Origin of the sequence: Delftia sp. WSY_16, assembly GCF_043104415.1 — a bacterium.
Lineage (GTDB): Bacteria > Pseudomonadota > Gammaproteobacteria > Burkholderiales > Burkholderiaceae_C > Comamonas > Comamonas tsuruhatensis.
In genome coordinates, this window is sequence record NZ_JBICKS010000002.1 from 15,845 (window position 1) to 30,972 (window position 15,128).

General features: G+C 66.6%; 12 protein-coding genes. 7 read left to right on the plus strand and 5 right to left on the minus strand.

Going from position 1 to position 15,128, the window contains the following annotated elements:
- Positions 1–21: 21 nt before the first annotated feature.
- From ACF8O7_RS00275 to ACF8O7_RS00290, 4 genes are all read left to right on the plus strand, one after another.
- Positions 22–1,254, plus strand: coding sequence for an EAL domain-containing protein (locus ACF8O7_RS00275; RefSeq protein WP_392441942.1), 1,233 nt, complete (start codon positions 22–24; stop codon positions 1,252–1,254).
- Positions 1,255–1,581: 327 nt separating this feature from the next.
- A complete protein-coding gene (locus tag ACF8O7_RS00280) occupies positions 1,582–2,691 on the plus strand; it encodes an acyl-CoA dehydrogenase family protein (protein ID WP_392441944.1) in 1,110 nt (369 codons plus the stop codon).
- 64 nt (positions 2,692–2,755) lie between these two features.
- Entirely contained in the window at positions 2,756–3,622 is an 867-nt protein-coding gene (locus tag ACF8O7_RS00285; protein WP_016450660.1) for a phosphate/phosphite/phosphonate ABC transporter substrate-binding protein, read from the plus strand.
- 8 nt (positions 3,623–3,630) lie between these two features.
- Positions 3,631–4,884 carry a ferritin-like domain-containing protein gene (locus tag ACF8O7_RS00290; RefSeq protein ID WP_034367628.1) on the plus strand — a complete coding sequence of 418 codons (1,254 nt, stop codon included), beginning with the start codon at positions 3,631–3,633 and terminating at the stop codon, positions 4,882–4,884.
- 54 nt (positions 4,885–4,938) lie between these two features.
- On the opposite strand, the gene ACF8O7_RS00295 is transcribed toward ACF8O7_RS00290, so the two are convergent.
- A complete protein-coding gene (locus tag ACF8O7_RS00295; RefSeq protein WP_392441947.1) occupies positions 4,939–7,797 on the minus strand; it encodes a midcut-by-XrtH protein in 2,859 nt (952 codons plus the stop codon).
- A 300-nt stretch (positions 7,798–8,097) separates the two neighbouring features.
- Here ACF8O7_RS00295 and ACF8O7_RS00300 point away from each other — a divergent pair, with 300 nt between their 5' ends.
- The 3 genes from ACF8O7_RS00300 to ACF8O7_RS00310 all read left to right on the plus strand — a co-directional run bounded on the left by ACF8O7_RS00300 (position 8,098) and on the right by ACF8O7_RS00310 (position 11,716).
- A complete protein-coding gene (locus tag ACF8O7_RS00300; RefSeq protein ID WP_126312084.1) occupies positions 8,098–8,448 on the plus strand; it encodes a hypothetical protein in 351 nt (116 codons plus the stop codon).
- Between the two features lie 181 nt (positions 8,449–8,629).
- Positions 8,630–9,823, plus strand: a complete 1,194-nt coding sequence (locus tag ACF8O7_RS00305; RefSeq protein WP_034367625.1) for a helix-turn-helix domain-containing protein — start codon at positions 8,630–8,632, stop codon at positions 9,821–9,823.
- Positions 9,824–9,916: 93 nt separating this feature from the next.
- The gene (locus ACF8O7_RS00310) at positions 9,917–11,716 is read left to right on the plus strand and encodes a methyl-accepting chemotaxis protein (protein WP_392441950.1); all 1,800 of its coding nucleotides are present in this window, start codon (positions 9,917–9,919) and stop codon (positions 11,714–11,716) included.
- A gap of 7 nt (positions 11,717–11,723) precedes the next feature.
- On the opposite strand, the gene ACF8O7_RS00315 is transcribed toward ACF8O7_RS00310, so the two are convergent.
- Genes ACF8O7_RS00315 through ACF8O7_RS00330 form a run of 4 tightly spaced genes read right to left on the minus strand, consistent with a single transcriptional unit; the run spans position 11,724 to position 15,127 of the window.
- Entirely contained in the window at positions 11,724–12,521 is a 798-nt protein-coding gene (locus ACF8O7_RS00315) for an SDR family oxidoreductase (RefSeq protein WP_392441953.1), read from the minus strand.
- A 1-nt stretch (position 12,522) separates the two neighbouring features.
- Entirely contained in the window at positions 12,523–13,545 is a 1,023-nt protein-coding gene (locus tag ACF8O7_RS00320; protein ID WP_047326898.1) for an ABC transporter substrate-binding protein, read from the minus strand.
- Positions 13,546–13,583: 38 nt separating this feature from the next.
- On the minus strand, positions 13,584–14,345 hold the full coding sequence (locus ACF8O7_RS00325; protein ID WP_016450562.1) for an ABC transporter permease: 762 nt from the start codon (positions 14,343–14,345) through the stop codon (positions 13,584–13,586).
- A complete protein-coding gene (locus ACF8O7_RS00330; RefSeq protein ID WP_016450563.1) occupies positions 14,342–15,127 on the minus strand; it encodes an ABC transporter ATP-binding protein in 786 nt (261 codons plus the stop codon). The genes ACF8O7_RS00325 and ACF8O7_RS00330 overlap by 4 nt, the downstream gene beginning before the upstream one ends.
- Between the last annotated feature and the right edge of the window lies 1 nt (position 15,128).

Consider the following 15,128-nt stretch of genomic DNA (forward strand, 5'->3'; position numbering starts at 1 on the left):
CTGATAGAGCAGATCAATGAAATGACCCCTCGAAAATCCACATTCGCACCTTTGAGCAGAATTTTTGCTTTCGCCATTGAACTGGATGGAGTGGACCGTGTACTGTCCGTGGTCCGGCGGCATCTGGGCATGGATGTGGCCTTTGTGGCCCGATTCCGCGAAGCGGATCGGGTGCTGGAGCATGTGGACGAGAGCACTGGCGGTGTGATTTTCCGGCAGCAGAATATTCCATTGAACGAGGGCTATTGCCAGAAGGTGGTCAATGGCGAATTGCCGCAGTTGATTCCAGACACGTCCCGTTTACCCGCTGCACAGGGAATACCGGAGACGCACACCATTCCCATCGGCTCGCACCTGAGCGTACCGATCCGCCTGGATGACAACCGTCTGTACGGCACCTTGTGCTGCTTCAGCCACCAGCCCAATCCCGCGCTGGGTGAGCACGATATGTCGCTATTGCGGGCATTCTCCGATTTATTGGGACTGCATTTCAGTGCAACTTCTGCGGTCCAGCATGCAAGGGACAAAGCGGCCAACGAAATCCGCCTTGCCATGCAGGGAAATGCGCTGCGCCCTGTATTTCAGCCCGTATACACCATCGCGACAGGCAAGCTGCACGGTTTTGAGTGCTTGTCGCGCTTTGACCTGGAGCCATTTCGCCCGCCAGACCAATGGTTCAAGGCAGCGCACGAAGTCGGCCTGGGGCTGGAGCTGGAGCGCCATGCAATCGACACGGCGCTTGGCGCGCTCGGTCGCCTGCCAACCGATTGGCTGCTCGCAGTCAACTGCTCGCCGCAGCTGATCCAGTCGGGGCAGCTGCCCCGGCTTCTGGGTTCGGACCAGGATCTGTCGCGCGTGACGCTGGAAATCACGGAGCATGCCGCCGTGGATGACTACAGGGCTTTGGCCGATGCACTGGCTCCGCTGCGGCGCCGGGGCGCGACCTTGGCAGTCGACGATGCCGGTGCCGGCTACTCCAGCATGCGGCACATCCTGCATCTTCAACCGGACATGATCAAGCTGGACATGAGCATCACGCACGACGTCGATACCGACCGCAGCCGCCGTGCGCTCGCCAAGGGGCTCACGAGTTTCGCGCACGAAATAGGAAGCGTGGTGGTCGCCGAAGGTGTGGAGACTGCAGAGGAATTCAATGCGCTGGCAAGCCTTGGCGTGGATCTGGCCCAGGGCTACTTCTTTGCCAAGCCGATGGGGTCAGCACAGGCGCTGGCCATGGGGCTTGCCAGGGCCTAGGGCCCAGGCGTTCAAGCTTTCGAGCCTGCGTGAATGCGTGCCTGCCTGCATGCGTGCGTGAATGTGCTGTGGCGACGCAGCGTTCTCCCGCCACCTTGACCGGGATCAAGCACACACCAGCCATGGTGCCCGAGCAAGGCGTCCGTTGCGCGAAGCCGTAGTGCACCCGGCGCATAATCGCCTGCATTCTTTCCCCAGCCCATCCGCCATTGCAGGTCTGCATGCGGCAGGCGCGTCCAGCGGCCATCGCGGCGCCCCAGCATTTCCCCAGACTTCCAGCAACAGCCTCCCGGCAGGCGGTCATGGGCATGCCTACGGTGAACCCAGATGGAAGTTTTGAAGCAACTCGAACCCCTCATGCGCGACATCATCGCGCCCCAGGCCGCGCAGATCGACGAGCAGGCACGCTACCCGCGCGCCGCGCTGGATGCACTGGCGGCAGCCGGCCTGCTGGGCCTGATCAGCGCCAGCGAGGTGGGCGGCCTGGGCAAGGGCCTGGCCGAAGCGGTGCAGGTCGTCGAGCGCATTGCCCAGGACTGCCCCTGCACGGCCATGGTGCTGACCATGCACTACTGCGGCGTGGCGCTGATCGAACCCTTTGCCGACGACCCTGTGCGCCGCCAGATCGCGGCCGGCCGCCACCTCACCACGCTGGCCGTGTCCGAAGCCGGCTCGCGCAGCCATATCTGGGCGCCGACGGGCACGGCGACCGCCGCTGAAGATGTCATCCACCTGAACGCGCTCAAGAGCATGATCACGTCGGCCGGCGAGGCCGATTCCTATGTCTGGATCTCGCGCGCCACGCAGGGCGAGGGCAATACGCTGTGGCTGGTGGACAGCCGGCTGCCGGGCCTGTCCATTCCCGGACGCTTCAACGGCATGGGGCTGCGCGGCAATGCATCCTCGCCCATCGAGGCACGCAACGTGGGCGTTCCACGCGCCCGCATGCTGGGCGCCGACGGCGAGGGCGAGGCCGTGAAGGGCCGCTATCTGATGCCCTTCTTTCCCACGCTGATCGCCACCACGTCCATCGGCCTGATGCAGGGCGCGCTGCGCCGCGCCGTGGCCCATGTGGCGGGCACGCGCTTTGCGGAAAGCGGCAGCTCGCTGGCCGACCTGCCCACCATCCGCGCCTACCTGGCCCGTGCCCAGCTGCGCCTGGAGCAGGCCCGCCTGCTGCGCGACGAGACCGTGGCCGCCGTGCAGGCGGCCCGGGCCGATGCGCGCACCCGCCTGCTGCAGAGCAAGGCCGCAGCCGCCGAGGCCGCACTGGAAGTGACCGACATTGCCATGCGCGTGTGCGGCGGCGCCGCCTTCCGCAAGGAGCTGGGCATAGAGCGCCTGTTCCGCGATGCGCGCGCCGCCTCGGTCATGGCGCCCACCACCGATGTGATCTACGACATGCTGGGCAAAGGCATGTGCGACGCCGCCGCCTGAGCCTGAACGGCAGAACCCGTCGATCGCTTCACCCCTCCTCCCCCATCCAGCAAAGGACTTCCGCATGACGACAACCGCCCCCGTGATCAAGCTCGGCGCCGTGGCCTACGCCCCCAAGGTGATCACCATCTGGGAAGGCTTCAAGGCGTATTTCATCGAGCGCGGCTACTACTTCGACTACGTTCTCTATTCCAACTACGAGTCGCTGACCGAGGCGTTGATGGCAGGCGATGTGCACCTGGCCTGGAACTCGCCGCTGGCCTTTGTGCGCGCCGACCGCATGGCCCGCGCGCGCGGCCTGCGCGTGGAGTCCATCGCCATGCGCGATACCGACCTGGACCTGCATTCGCTGCTGGTCGTGCCCGCAGACAGCCCCATCCAGAGCGTGCAGGACCTGCGCGGCAAGACCGTGGGCTTCGGTGCCGTGGATTCGCCCCAGGCCACGCTGATCCCGCTGGACCATCTGCGCCAGCAAGGGCTGGTGGCCGGGCGCGACTACACGGCACGCCGCTTTGACGTGCTGGGCGGCAAGCACGGCGACCACATCGGCGGCGAGCGCCTGGCCGCCGCCGCCATGGTGGCCGGCGAGATACAGGCTTCATGGATGGTGGGCAAGAACTACCTGGCCTTTGCGCGCGAAGGCACGCTGCCGGCCGGCGGCACGCGCGTGCTGGCCACCTCGGGCGCCTTCGACCACTGCAACATGACGGCCGGCCCGCACATCGATGCCGGGCGTGCCGCCGCCTTCCGCGACATCCTGCTGGCCATGTCCTGGGACGACGCGGCAGTGCGCCCGCTGCTGGAGCTGGAAGGCCTGAAGGTCTGGCACCCGGGCCGCGGCACGGGCTACGGCCTGCTGGAGCGCGCGGTGACGGACGAGGCCTTCTACGACGCCGAAGGCCGCATCACCGTGCAGGACTACCGTTACTGATACGCGCCATGGCCATGCCTGATTCCGACAGCGGCGCCCTGCCCGCCTCCACCCTGCCTGTCATCGACCTGCAGGGCCTGGGCTTCGATGCCGGCGCCCATCTGCTGGTCAAGCACGCGCTGGCCGCCCTGCCCGTGGGCGGGCAACTGCGCGTGACCGGCAGCGCGCCGGGCTGGCAGGCCCAGCTGTCGGGCTGGTGCAGCGACCAGGGCCATGGCCTGCGCTGGGAGGATGGCGTGGATGCAGCACAGGCCATGGCCATCGTGGCGCGCGGCGGCGCCCAGGCCGGGCGCTGGCGCGGCGCGGCGCAGACGGGCCGCAGCGATGCGCGCTCGGGCGACGGTGCCGTGGCCGCGCAGGCCCAGCCTTTCTGGGGCCTGGCCGCGCGTGGCGCGCAGGTGGAAGCCGGCGCGCCGGCCTTCCATTTCCGGCTCAGCGACAAGCTGCAGGTCTGGACCGACAGCGCCTCCGACCTCTACGCCCAGGCCGTGGCCGCGCAGTGGAATGCCGACACCGACATCGACTGGAACGACGCACCCGAGCTGCCCGCGCCGGTGGAGGACGCCATCGTCCAGCTCATGACCTACATGGTCGAGAACGAGAATGCGGCCCTGCTGGTGCCTGCGCGCTTCCTCGGCCAGCTGCACCCGCACTACCGCGAACTGCAGGCTGCGCTGGCCATCCAGGTGGCCGACGAGGCGCGGCACATCGATGTCTTCACGCGCCGCATCCGCCGCCACGGCCGCGAGCCCGCGCTGTCCACGGCGGGTGGCCAGGCCTCGCTCAAGAGCCTGCTGGACGAGACGGATTTTTCCGTGGCGGGTTTCCTGCTGTCGGTGCTGGGCGAAGGCACTTTCGTGCACCTGCTGCAGTTCCTGCAGACCGAGGCGCCCGACCCCCTCACACGCCAGATCTGCCGCCTGGCCGCGCGCGACGAGGCGCGCCATGTGGCCCTGGGCATGTCCCACCTGCTGTACCGCCTGCAGCACGAGCCCGGCTTCCAGCACCAGCTGGCCCAGGCCGTGGAGCAGCGCTTCGACAACCTGGCCGGCACCTCGGGGCTGAACGAGGAAGTCTTCGACGCCCTGATCCTCATCGCGGCCGGCACCCTCACTCCCGAGGCCCTGGCCCGTGGCGCCGCCCGCGTGCAGCAGCTCATGCGCGACATGGCAGACGGCCGGTTTTCCAAGCTGCTGCGGCTGGGGTTCGAGCGCGGGCATGCGGAGCGGCTGGCTTCGCTGCATACGCGCAATTTCATGTAGGCACGAGAAACGGACTCGGTGCGCGGTGCCCGGTGGCCATAGGACCGGCGCCGGTCAATCCACGATCAATTTGCTGTTGTTCAGCAGCTGCGTGATGATCTGCTGATCCGTGGCGGCACCGGAATACAGCGTCTGCAGATTCACGCCTTCCAGGATGATCTGCTGGGTCTCGGCCGATGCCGAATAGCTTGCACCCGCCGCATGGGAGTCCGCACCGAAGCCGCCCGTGTGGCTGACATGGACCCAGGTATCACCTCCCGTGATCTCGAAGTGCAGGTAGTCGGCCAGGTTGCCTGCGGCATTGCCGGGGCCTGCGGATTCACCCTGCAGCAGGTCGCGCAGGTCCAGTACATCACCGCCTGCGCCGTTGGCTCCCGCGGCCGCCGTGGCGAGGTTCTGGATTCGGTCCAAGGCCGGTGTTCCCGCCGCCCCCTGGTCTCCCAGCGACCAGGCAAAGACATCCACGAAGTTCTCGCCCGCATCACCGCCGCTCATCAGATCGTTGCCGGGGCCACCGGCCAGCAGGTCCGTGCCCGACCCCGCATTGAGGGTGTCGTCGCCGCTGCCGCCCATCAGCACATCGGAGCCTGCGCCCGCCGACAGGTTGTCGTCGCCAGCGCCTCCGAAAACGATGTTGTTTCCGTTGGCGGCGCTGATGGTGTTGGCGCCGTTGCCACCAGCGATGTATTCGCTGGCCGAGCTGCCCGTATAGCTGCCGCTATGGGTCGTGGTGACATCCACGGTCGTATATGAGGCCTTGAGCGTGACCACGGTGGATGTCGATGCCGTGAAGCCGCCGCTCACCTCCGTCGCCGTGACCTGGACCGTGAGATTGGTGGCGTTCGTGGTGTAGCTGCCAGGCAGATTCAGGATGAGATTGGGCAGGTCGGCTTCGGTGAACTGCCAGACACCACCACCCAGGTTCGTGCCCGCATTGAAGGACAGATTGGTGGGCAGTCCACTGATCCTGATCGACAGGGTTTCCGAGCCATCCGTATCCACCAGCTTCGTGGTTATCGGAAACCTGACGCTGGTCCCGCCTGTGCCTTGTGCGATGGCCAGCAGGGACTTCAGAACAACGACCGAAGAAGCGCTAGCCGCTCCAACCGACAGATTGACCGTGCCGATACTGGTACCGCCGCGCCCATCGCTGACGTCGTAGAGAAAGCTGGCCGGTCCTTCGTAGCCTGCCGCGGGCGTGAACAGCACCCTGCCCGCCTGCGATGCAAGGCTGCCATTGATCGGCGAATGAGCCAGGGTGATGGTCAGGCTGTCGCCGTCGGCATCCGTGTCATTGGCCAGCAACGTGGCAAAGCTGATGCTCCGCGGGATGTCCGTGGCAACCATCCATTGATCTGCCACGGCAACCGGTGCATCGTTCACGGGAGTGACCGTGATGGAAACGGTGACGATGTTTCCCATGGCCAGCCCATCGCTGGCACGGTAGGCAAAGCTGTCGGAAACCGTCTCGCTGCCGTTGTGGATATAGGTGAAGGTGCCATTGCCGCTCAGCGTCAGGGACCCATTCGCCGGACCCGTCACCAGCACCGCGACGAGCGGATTGCCGTCAGGGTCCGTGTCGTTGGCCAGCACGCTGGTTGCACCGCTGGCAAGGACCGTGGCCACAGCGCCCTCGGCCACCACTATCGCATCGGAGACAGACACTGGCGGTTGATTGCCGGAGGGCGCAGCAGCAACCGTCACCGACACGCTGGCCGTGGCAAAGCCGCCCCTGCCGTCGCCAATGGTGTAGGTGAAGCTGTCGCTGCCGGTGAAGTTGGCGTTCGGCGTGTAGACCGGATTGCCCGTGACGGCATCCACGACCACGGAACCGTGGGTGCCCTGGGTGATGCCGGAAACGGTCAGGCTGTCCCCATCCGCATCGCTGTCGTTCCCGCGCACGGCGATGGCGACGGATGTATCGGCATCGGTGGTGGCCGTATCGTTGCCGGCCACGGGCACCCGGTTCACGAAAACACTCAGCGTGCTGGACGCGCCGGTCTGCACGGTGTAGCCGATGCCCAGCGGATGGCCGCCGCTGTAGTTCGCATCCGCCTGGAAAGTGAAGCTGCCGTCTGCCTGCAGCGCGAAGGTCCCGCGCCCCGCCACGTTCCGGGAGCTGCCGGCCGCCACGGTCTGGCCTTCATAGGTGAAGCTGGCGACCACGAGCGCCCCATCGGCATCGGAATCGTTGGACAGCACATTGCCCGTGCGCTGCCCGGCCGTGTCCACCTGCACGCTGTCGGGCGCAAGCACGCTGGCGTGGCTGCCGTGCGCGGCGGCCGCCGCGTTGGCGCACAGCTGCGCCACGTCCACCCAGCAGGAGCCGCCCGCCTCCAGCGTGGCGCCGACCGCGCAGGCGCTGCCGGGACGCGCGGCCGTCGTGGGAATCGTGCCCGGCACGCCCAGCGGAAAGCAGGTGTTCCACACAGGGTCCGTGATGCCGGTGACTTTCAGCCGCACCGACGTCTGGTTGCGATAGACCACGGGCAGGAATCCCTGCGGTGCGCCATCGGCACCCAGCGCTGTCGTCTGCACGGGAACGGTGAGCGTCTCGCCTGCGGCCTGGTTGAAGGCTTCCTGCAATTCCTGTATCTGGGCCTGCACCCGGTCGCCCCAGGCCGCCGTGGCCGCTGTCGCCACGACAGCACCGCCCAGGGCCCAGGCGCGCAGGCTGGCCGGGGAAATCCGCCCTGTGCGCACCCCCCATGCAAGGCAGGCCCCCATGGCCAGCGCCAGCAGCGCAAGAGCGCCAGGGTGGTCCACAGGAATCGCCGCCGGCGCCACGGCCGCCAGCGGTGCCGCAGTGATGCTCTGGGCCTGGGCTGCCGGCACGGCACAGGCCACGGCCAAGGCGCCCAACGCCTGTGCGAGCCACGTGCCACGGGCAAGGAATTGGAAAAGTTGCAGCATGGGTCTGGCCTGGAAGAAAAGATCCGAAGATCCGAACAGGCGGGGAGCGGTCCCCGCCACTGCCTTCAGGCAGGCCACAAATGACTGCGCTGCTGACAATTTCTTACTTTAGACGACGACCTGCGCAGCGCATATCCCTGAAAGCAGGTAATTGGCCAGCGGGCACCGGCTCTGGCAAGGGCCGCTCGAAGGCCGCACGACCCCTCCAATGCGCCCAGCTCGTCCGACCGCCCGCCCTTGCCTGGCAGGTACCGGCCCAGACCCACCCCGCCCACATGCGGGCCGCATATCACTCGACTTGTGACAACCCTAGAAAACCCAGGGATTTTCTCGCGGGCCTTTGTGATTTTTCCCATCAGAAAAACCGAGCCGCATCAGCGAATTAAGTCAATGGAGCCGGAGAAAGTTTCGCAAAAAGACAAACGCCTGCGCAATCTGACAAGAGAAAGCTTTTCCAAATGTAAACAATTGTTTATTCAGCCTGTAAGATTCCTCCAGTCAATCAGTGTTTCCCATGGGACAGGCCTGCGCCATCCCACAGATGCATTCATCATGAAAATGCATCAATCGAGCAGGATCATTGATTTTTTCATGCAAGAATTCTTACTCAATCCATCTTTTGACGCACAACATCCACGGCCACCCAGATGAGAGCGCATCCAGATTGTGGAGAATAATATCCGACCATCACCAGCGTACTGATCAGGGAAACAATAAAATCAGCCGGGCCGAGCAATTGCTGCAGGCCTGCAAATGGCCGGAGCCGCCGATATATCCATCATTGGTACTCAGGCATATTCAGGAAGCGCAGGCGATTTTCGAATTGCACCGCATGCCTGACCGCGCGGTGTCGTCGCGCATCGCAGCGGCCTTCATCCATTGCCAGCTGGGTGAGGAGCGCAATGCCATTTCACTGGCCACGGCGGCCATGGCCAATCCCGCGCTGCTGCCGCCCGAGGCCCTGGTGCGCGCCACCTATGTGCTGGCGCTGGCGCATGGCCGGCTGGGCGAGCTCGATACCGCCCTGCAATTGATCGAAGGCAAGGACCATGATTTTGCGCAAATGGCGCCCGGAGACAGCCCCTGGCTGCCCGCCCTGATCACCTGGGCCAGGGCGCAAATCCTATGGAAGGTCTTTCTTTATAAAAACCACCAGGACCTGTGGTGCGGGCCGCCGCCCGATTCAGGCCTGGTCCAGCTGGGTGCCGCTGCGCCCGACAGCGTTGCCTTGCAGGACCTGCTGGGGAATGTGGGCCGCCAGCTGCCAGCGGGCCTGGCCTGGCCGTACAGCGAGCTGCTGCGGCTGTCGCTCAAGGGGCTGGAGTCGGGCCGGCGCGAGGCTGCCGCCGTGGTCCGCGCCATTGAGCGCATCGGCATCCACTACCAGGCCAAGAACCCGCCCATTGCAGGCTGGGCCTGGCTCAGCAGTGCGCTGGTGCATTGCAGCAAGCGCCAGTACGGACAGGCGCTGCAGGCCGCCGTACTGGCCAAGTCCACGGCGCAGACCTACCAGTTGGAGGGCCTGCACCGCAATGCGCTGGTCTATGAGTACCACATACAGGAAACGCAGGGCGATTTCGCGGGCGCACTGTCCACGCTGAAGGCGCTGAACATCATGCGACTCAAGAGCATGGCCATCAGTCCTTATCTGGAGAAATCACGATTCACGGCCATGGACGAGGCGCGGTTGCATGACCTGGAACCTGCCTATGTGAAACGCGCCCTTCAATACATAGAAGACAACCTGGACAAGAAACTGCTGGTGCAGTCCATTGCCGACCATTGCCGCGTCAGCCGCCGCACGCTGGAAGTTTCATTTCGCCATAGCCGATCATGCAGCATTGGTGAATATATAAGACAAAGCCGTATCCACCTGGCTGCGGAATCCTTGCTGACCACGGATCAAAGCATAGGACAGATTTCCTCCCGGCTTGGATATTCCTCCCTCTCCACATTTTCCAGGGATTTTTCCGGCCATTATGGGATACCGCCATCGGCCTGGGTTCGGCACCACCGGCTGACGTGATTTGAAAAATCCTGGAATGCATATGACGGGCGTGTATTCAGGCCCTACCGATCACCCGAAGCAACATGCAAAGTAGGACGCAAAGGAAGACGCATGAAATATCTGAAGAATATGAAAACGGGCTCCATGCTGGGTCTGGGTTTCTCGGTTCTCATCCTCATCGCGCTGTCGATTGCGCTGCTGGGCCGAGCGCGGCTGATCCAGGCCTCGGACGATGTCTCCTACCTGGCCGACACGCGCATCACCAGCCTGCTCAGGCTGGTGGAGGTCAAGAGCTCGGTGGAGTTCATCTTCCGCGGCGTGCGCAGTCTGGCGCTGATCGAAGACCCTGCGGAAAAGGCCCTGGCCAAGGCCACGCTGGACACGCAGCGCCAGAAGATAGGCCAGCTCATGGAGCAGTTCCGCGAGGGACTGACCACGCCGCAGGGCATCGCCCTGTACGACCGCATGAGGAATGCGCGCACCGCCTACCTGCCGCTGCTGGACCAGTTCATGGCCGCGGCCATGCGGCATGACCTGCCCACTGTCTCGGCCATGCTGGGCAGCAGCGGAGAGTTCCGCAGGCAGCAGGACGCGTTCTTTGCCGCCATCAACGACATGCTGGCCCACCAGCAGGTGCGTGCCACGGAAACGGCCCAGGCCACCGAAGGCAAATCGCTGGCCGCCGGCCGGCAGATGCTGTCGCTGGCCCTGGCCTCGCTGTTGCTGGGTGCGCTGGTGGCCTGGGCCATCACCCGCCGCATCAAGGGCCTGCTCGGTGGCGAGCCGGCCTACGCGGCCCAGGTCACGCAGGAAGTGGCCAAGGGCAACCTGGCGGTGAACGTACAGCTGCGCCGGGGCGATACCACCAGCCTGCTGGCCAGCCTGGAGGCCATGCGCGCCAGCCTGGCCGGCATCGTCAGCCAGGTGCGCCACAGCAGCGAATCGATTGCCACGGGCGCCAGCCAGATCGCCTCGGGCAACGCCGACCTAAGCGCTCGCACGGAGGAGCAGGCCGCCAACCTGGAGGAGACGGCCGCCTCCATGGAGCAGATGACCGCCACCATTCAGCAGAACGTGGACACGGTGCGCAGTGCCTCGGGCCTGGCCCAGTCGGCCAGCGCCACGGCCGTGCACGGCGGCGAGGTGGTGCATGGCGTGGTCAGCACCATGGAGGACATCACGCACAGCTCGCGCAAGATCGGGGAAATCATCGGCGTGATCGACGCCATTGCGTTCCAGACCAACATCCTCGCGCTCAATGCCGCCGTGGAGGCCGCGCGTGCCGGGGAACAGGGCAAGGGCTTTGCGGTGGTCGCCTCGGAGGTGCGCTCCCTGGCCCAGCGCTGCGCCAATGCGGCCAAGGAGATCAAGGGCCTGATCAGCGAGAGCGTGGGCAAGGTCGCCGCCGGCTCCCGCCAGGTGGCCGAAGCCGGCAGCACCATGAACGACATCGTCACCCAGACGCACCGCGTGGCCGAACTGATCTCCGACATCGGTGCCGCCACGCAGGAGCAGTCCCAGGGCGTGACCCAGGTCAGCGACGCCGTGCAGCAGCTCGACCAGGTGACGCAGCAAAACGCCTCCCTGGTGGAAGAGTCTGCCGCTGCCGCCGACAGCCTGAACAAGCAGGCGGCGCAGTTGGTGCAGCTGGTCAGCGTGTTCCGCCTGGATGAAAGGGAGGCCTGGGCACAGGCCGTGTCCGCGCCGGTGGCAGCGGTCGGGCTGGCGCGCGCACAGACCGCCAAGCCGTCTCCAGCGCTGGCCCCCGCCGCGCCCCGTACCAAGCCCCTGCGTGCGGCAGCGGCCTCCAGCGCGCCTGTGGCGCTGCCTGCCAAGGCGGCAACACCCCGCCGCGCCACGGCGGCCGGAATGGCCGGGATGACCGAGGCCGATGAGTGGGAGCAGTTCTAGAACAGGCTCAGCGCATCACCAGGCCGCCATCGACGAACAGTACTTGCCCCGTCATGAAGCCGCTCAGTTCCGATGCCAGGAACAGCACCGGCCCCGCCACGTCTTCGGGGCTTGCCAGGCGGCGCAGCGGCGTGGCGGCCATCAGCGATTCGCGGAAGGACTCGCGCGTGTCCTGGGTGCCCTGCGTGGGATAGACCAGGCCCGGCGCGACGCAGTTGACGCGTATGCCCACGGGCCCCAGTTCGCTGGCCAGGTTGCGGCTGAAGGCCACCAGCGAGGCCTTGGCCGTGGTGTAGTCGTGGTAGGGCACGACGGGGTGCTCCACCAGGTTGCTGGCGATGTTGACGATGCTGCCCCGCGCACGCTGGCGCATCTGCGGCAGCACGGCGCGGCAGACATTGAAGGCCGCGCCCACGGCACCGTCGTACTGGGCCTGGTAGTCGCTCCATTGCAGGTCGTCGAAGCGGCGGCGGCGCTCGGGGTCGAAGGCGTAGGGTTTGAAGGCGTTGTTGACCACGATGTCGATGGCGCCCGCCTCGCGCGCAATGGCCTCGGCCATGGCCTGGACGGCGGGCTGCGAGCCCACATCGGCCTTGATGGCCCAGGCATCGCCTCCGGCCTGCTTGCCCGCAGCCTGGCATGCCGCCACGGTCTGCGCGGCGGCAGCGTCGTTGGACAGGTGGTTGACCGCCACGAGGGCGCCCTCGCGCGCGAAGGCGAGGGCAATGGCCGCGCCTATGCCGCGGCCGGCGCCGGTGACCAACACCACCTTGCCTTGCAGGCCCAGGGAAGACGGCTGTGCCATCTCAGGCCCCGGGCAGCAGGCTGGTGTCCACCACGTCGGACACCTTGATCTGCCTTTGCACCATGCCCAGCGCGCGGTAGGCGTCGGCGCCCTTTTGCAGGGCGGCCAGGTCGAAGCTGCCCAGCGGCTTGCCGGCCTGCAGCGGCTGCGAAGACGCATTGCGCAGGCGGATCACGTCCAGGTTGATATCGCGCTGCGTGCCGTCGATGGCGTGCTTGCCGGCCAGCGTGGCGGCTTCCTCGGGGTTGGCCATCATCCAGGCGGCGCTGTCGCGGTAGCCCTTGAGGAAGGCGCGCAGCAAGTCCTTCTTGTCGCGCAGCGTGTCCTCGCGCACCACGAACATGTCGCTGGAGATGTTCAGGTGGTCGCGCACCTGCATCACATCGACCTCGCCAATGCCTTTGCGCAGGCCCACGGCCAGGCCGGTGTCGGTGGCGGCCGTGGCATCGACCTGGCCCTGCATCAGCGGCGCGAAGTTGAGCAGGCCGGTGACGACGATGGTCACGTCCGACTCCTTGAGGCCGGCCTGGTGCAGCATCACCAGCAGGTTCTGGCGCGTGCCGCTGGACAGGCTGTAGACGCCGATCTTCTTGCCCTTGAGGTCCGCCGGCTTGCGGATGCCGGCCGACTTGAGCGAGACCACGTTGAACACGTTCTGCGGGTAGATGTCGTAGATGGCGACCAGCTTCTCGCCCTTGTCCAGCGCCATGAAGAAGGAGCCGGGATCGGTGAAGGCCACATCGGCCTGGCCGCTGAGCATGTTGCGGATGGCGTCGCCGCCGCCCGCGCCGGGCAGGTAGGCCAGCTCCACGCCCTGGGCCTTGAAGAAGCCCTTGTCGGGCTCGGCCAGGATGTTGGTGATCTCGCTGATGGGCTTGCTCCAGCCTGCCAGGCGGATCTTGCCCTGGGCGGGCGCGGCGGCTGCCGAGGTGCCGGCCAGAGTCAGGCCTGCCAAGCCTGCCAGGCCAGCGGTGGCGCCCAGCAGGCTGCGGCGGGTGAGGAAGGGGGATTGCGGTGTGTGCATGGCGCTTGGGGAAAAGGTTTCGGAAGTGTTCAGGATGGTCAGGCGGCGCGCGAGCGCAGCAGCCGGCGCTCCAGCACCAGGCAGGCCTGGTACAGCAGCAGGCCCATGGCGGCGATCAGCACCAGGGCGGCGAACATGAGGGTGGTGTCCATCATTCCCTGGGCGGCAATGACCACGGCGCCCAGGCCCCGGCTGGCGCCCATGAATTCGGCCACCACGGCGCCGACCAGGGCCAGCACCACGGCCACGCGCAGGCCCGCAAGAATGGCGGGCAGGCCCGTGGGCAGCTTCAGGCGCAGCAGCGTCTGCAGCCGCGTGGCGCCCAGCATGCGAAACAGCTGCAGCCGCTGGGCATCGACCTGGCGCAGGCCGGTCAGGGTGTTTTCCATCAGCGGGAAAAAGCAGATCAGCGCCGTGATCAGCACCGTGGGCAGCATGCCGAAGCCGAACCACAGCACGAACAGCGGCGCCAGCGCCAGCTTGGGCACGACCTGGCTGACTACCACGTAGGGCTTGAGCACACGCTCCAGCAGCTCGGATTCAGCCAGGGCCATGCCCGCCAGCAGGCCGATCGCGCTGCCGGCCGCCAGCCCCAGCAGCAGGGCCTGGAGCGTCGCCCAGATGTGCGGCCAGAAATAGCCCGTGGCCAGCCCCGTCCACAGCGATGCCGCAATGGCCGAGGGCGCCGGCAGCACCAGGGCGGACAGGCCCCATTGCCGCACCAGCAGCTCCCACAGGCCCAGCAGGACCAGCGCCAGCGCGGCGGCCAGCAGGCGGGCATGGAACAAGGACACCGTCATGCCGCCGTCCTGTCCAGGGCTGCGCGCACGCGGGCGCAGTGTTCGTTGAACGCCGGCCCGTGGCGCATGGCCTGGGTGCGCGGCGCGGGCAGATCGACTGCCATATCGGCCACGATGCGCCCGCCGTGCATGAGGGCGATGCGGTCGCCCAGGTAGACGGCCTCGTTGATGTCATGGGTGACGAAGAGCACCGTGGTGCCGCGCTCGCGGCAGGTGCGCAGCAGGTCGTCCTGCAGCTCGGCGCGCGTGATGGCGTCCAGCGCGGCAAAGGGCTCGTCCAGCAGCAGCAGCGGCGGATCGAGCACCAGCGCCCGTGCCAGCGCCACGCGGCTTTGCTGCCCGCCCGATAGATGGCGCGGATGGCGCTGCGCATGGCTGGCCAGGCCCAGCTGCTGCAGCAGCGCCAGGGCGCGTTGTTCGTCCTGCGGCGCGGGGCGCCTTTGCAGCGACACGGGCAGCAGCACATTGCCCAGCGCCGTATGCCACTCCAGCAGCGTGGGCGCCTGGAACATGAAGCCCAGCTGCGGGCCGGGCTCGGCCAGCTCGGCGCCACGCAGCAGGATGCGGCCCGACTGCGGCCTGAGCAACCCCGCCGCCAGCTTCAGCAAGGTGGTCTTGCCGCAGCCGCTGCGGCCCAGCAGGCAGTGGACCTCACCGGCCTGCACGCGCCAGTCCACGCCGTCCACCACGGGCGGGCGGCCCGGGTAGGTGAAGACCACTTGCTCGACATCGAGAAACGCCATGGTTGCAGCCCCGTCCGTCCCCTCTTGCAGGTTCGCCATG

What these genes read in the sequence shown, in the direction of transcription:
- ACF8O7_RS00275 (WP_392441942.1), top strand. Translation starts at nt 22, where the DNA reads ATGACCCCTCGAAAATCCACATTCGCACCTTTGAGCAGAATTTTTGCT.
- ACF8O7_RS00280 (WP_392441944.1), top strand. Translation starts at nt 1,582, where the DNA reads ATGGAAGTTTTGAAGCAACTCGAACCCCTCATGCGCGACATCATCGCG.
- ACF8O7_RS00285 (WP_016450660.1), top strand. Translation starts at nt 2,756, where the DNA reads ATGACGACAACCGCCCCCGTGATCAAGCTCGGCGCCGTGGCCTACGCC.
- ACF8O7_RS00290 (WP_034367628.1), top strand. Translation starts at nt 3,631, where the DNA reads ATGGCCATGCCTGATTCCGACAGCGGCGCCCTGCCCGCCTCCACCCTG.
- ACF8O7_RS00295 (WP_392441947.1), bottom strand. Translation starts at nt 7,797, where the DNA reads ATGCTGCAACTTTTCCAATTCCTTGCCCGTGGCACGTGGCTCGCACAG.
- ACF8O7_RS00305 (WP_034367625.1), top strand. Translation starts at nt 8,630, where the DNA reads ATGCCTGACCGCGCGGTGTCGTCGCGCATCGCAGCGGCCTTCATCCAT.
- ACF8O7_RS00310 (WP_392441950.1), top strand. Translation starts at nt 9,917, where the DNA reads ATGAAATATCTGAAGAATATGAAAACGGGCTCCATGCTGGGTCTGGGT.
- ACF8O7_RS00315 (WP_392441953.1), bottom strand. Translation starts at nt 12,521, where the DNA reads ATGGCACAGCCGTCTTCCCTGGGCCTGCAAGGCAAGGTGGTGTTGGTC.
- ACF8O7_RS00320 (WP_047326898.1), bottom strand. Translation starts at nt 13,545, where the DNA reads ATGCACACACCGCAATCCCCCTTCCTCACCCGCCGCAGCCTGCTGGGC.
- ACF8O7_RS00325 (WP_016450562.1), bottom strand. Translation starts at nt 14,345, where the DNA reads ATGACGGTGTCCTTGTTCCATGCCCGCCTGCTGGCCGCCGCGCTGGCG.
- ACF8O7_RS00330 (WP_016450563.1), bottom strand. Translation starts at nt 15,127, where the DNA reads ATGGCGAACCTGCAAGAGGGGACGGACGGGGCTGCAACCATGGCGTTT.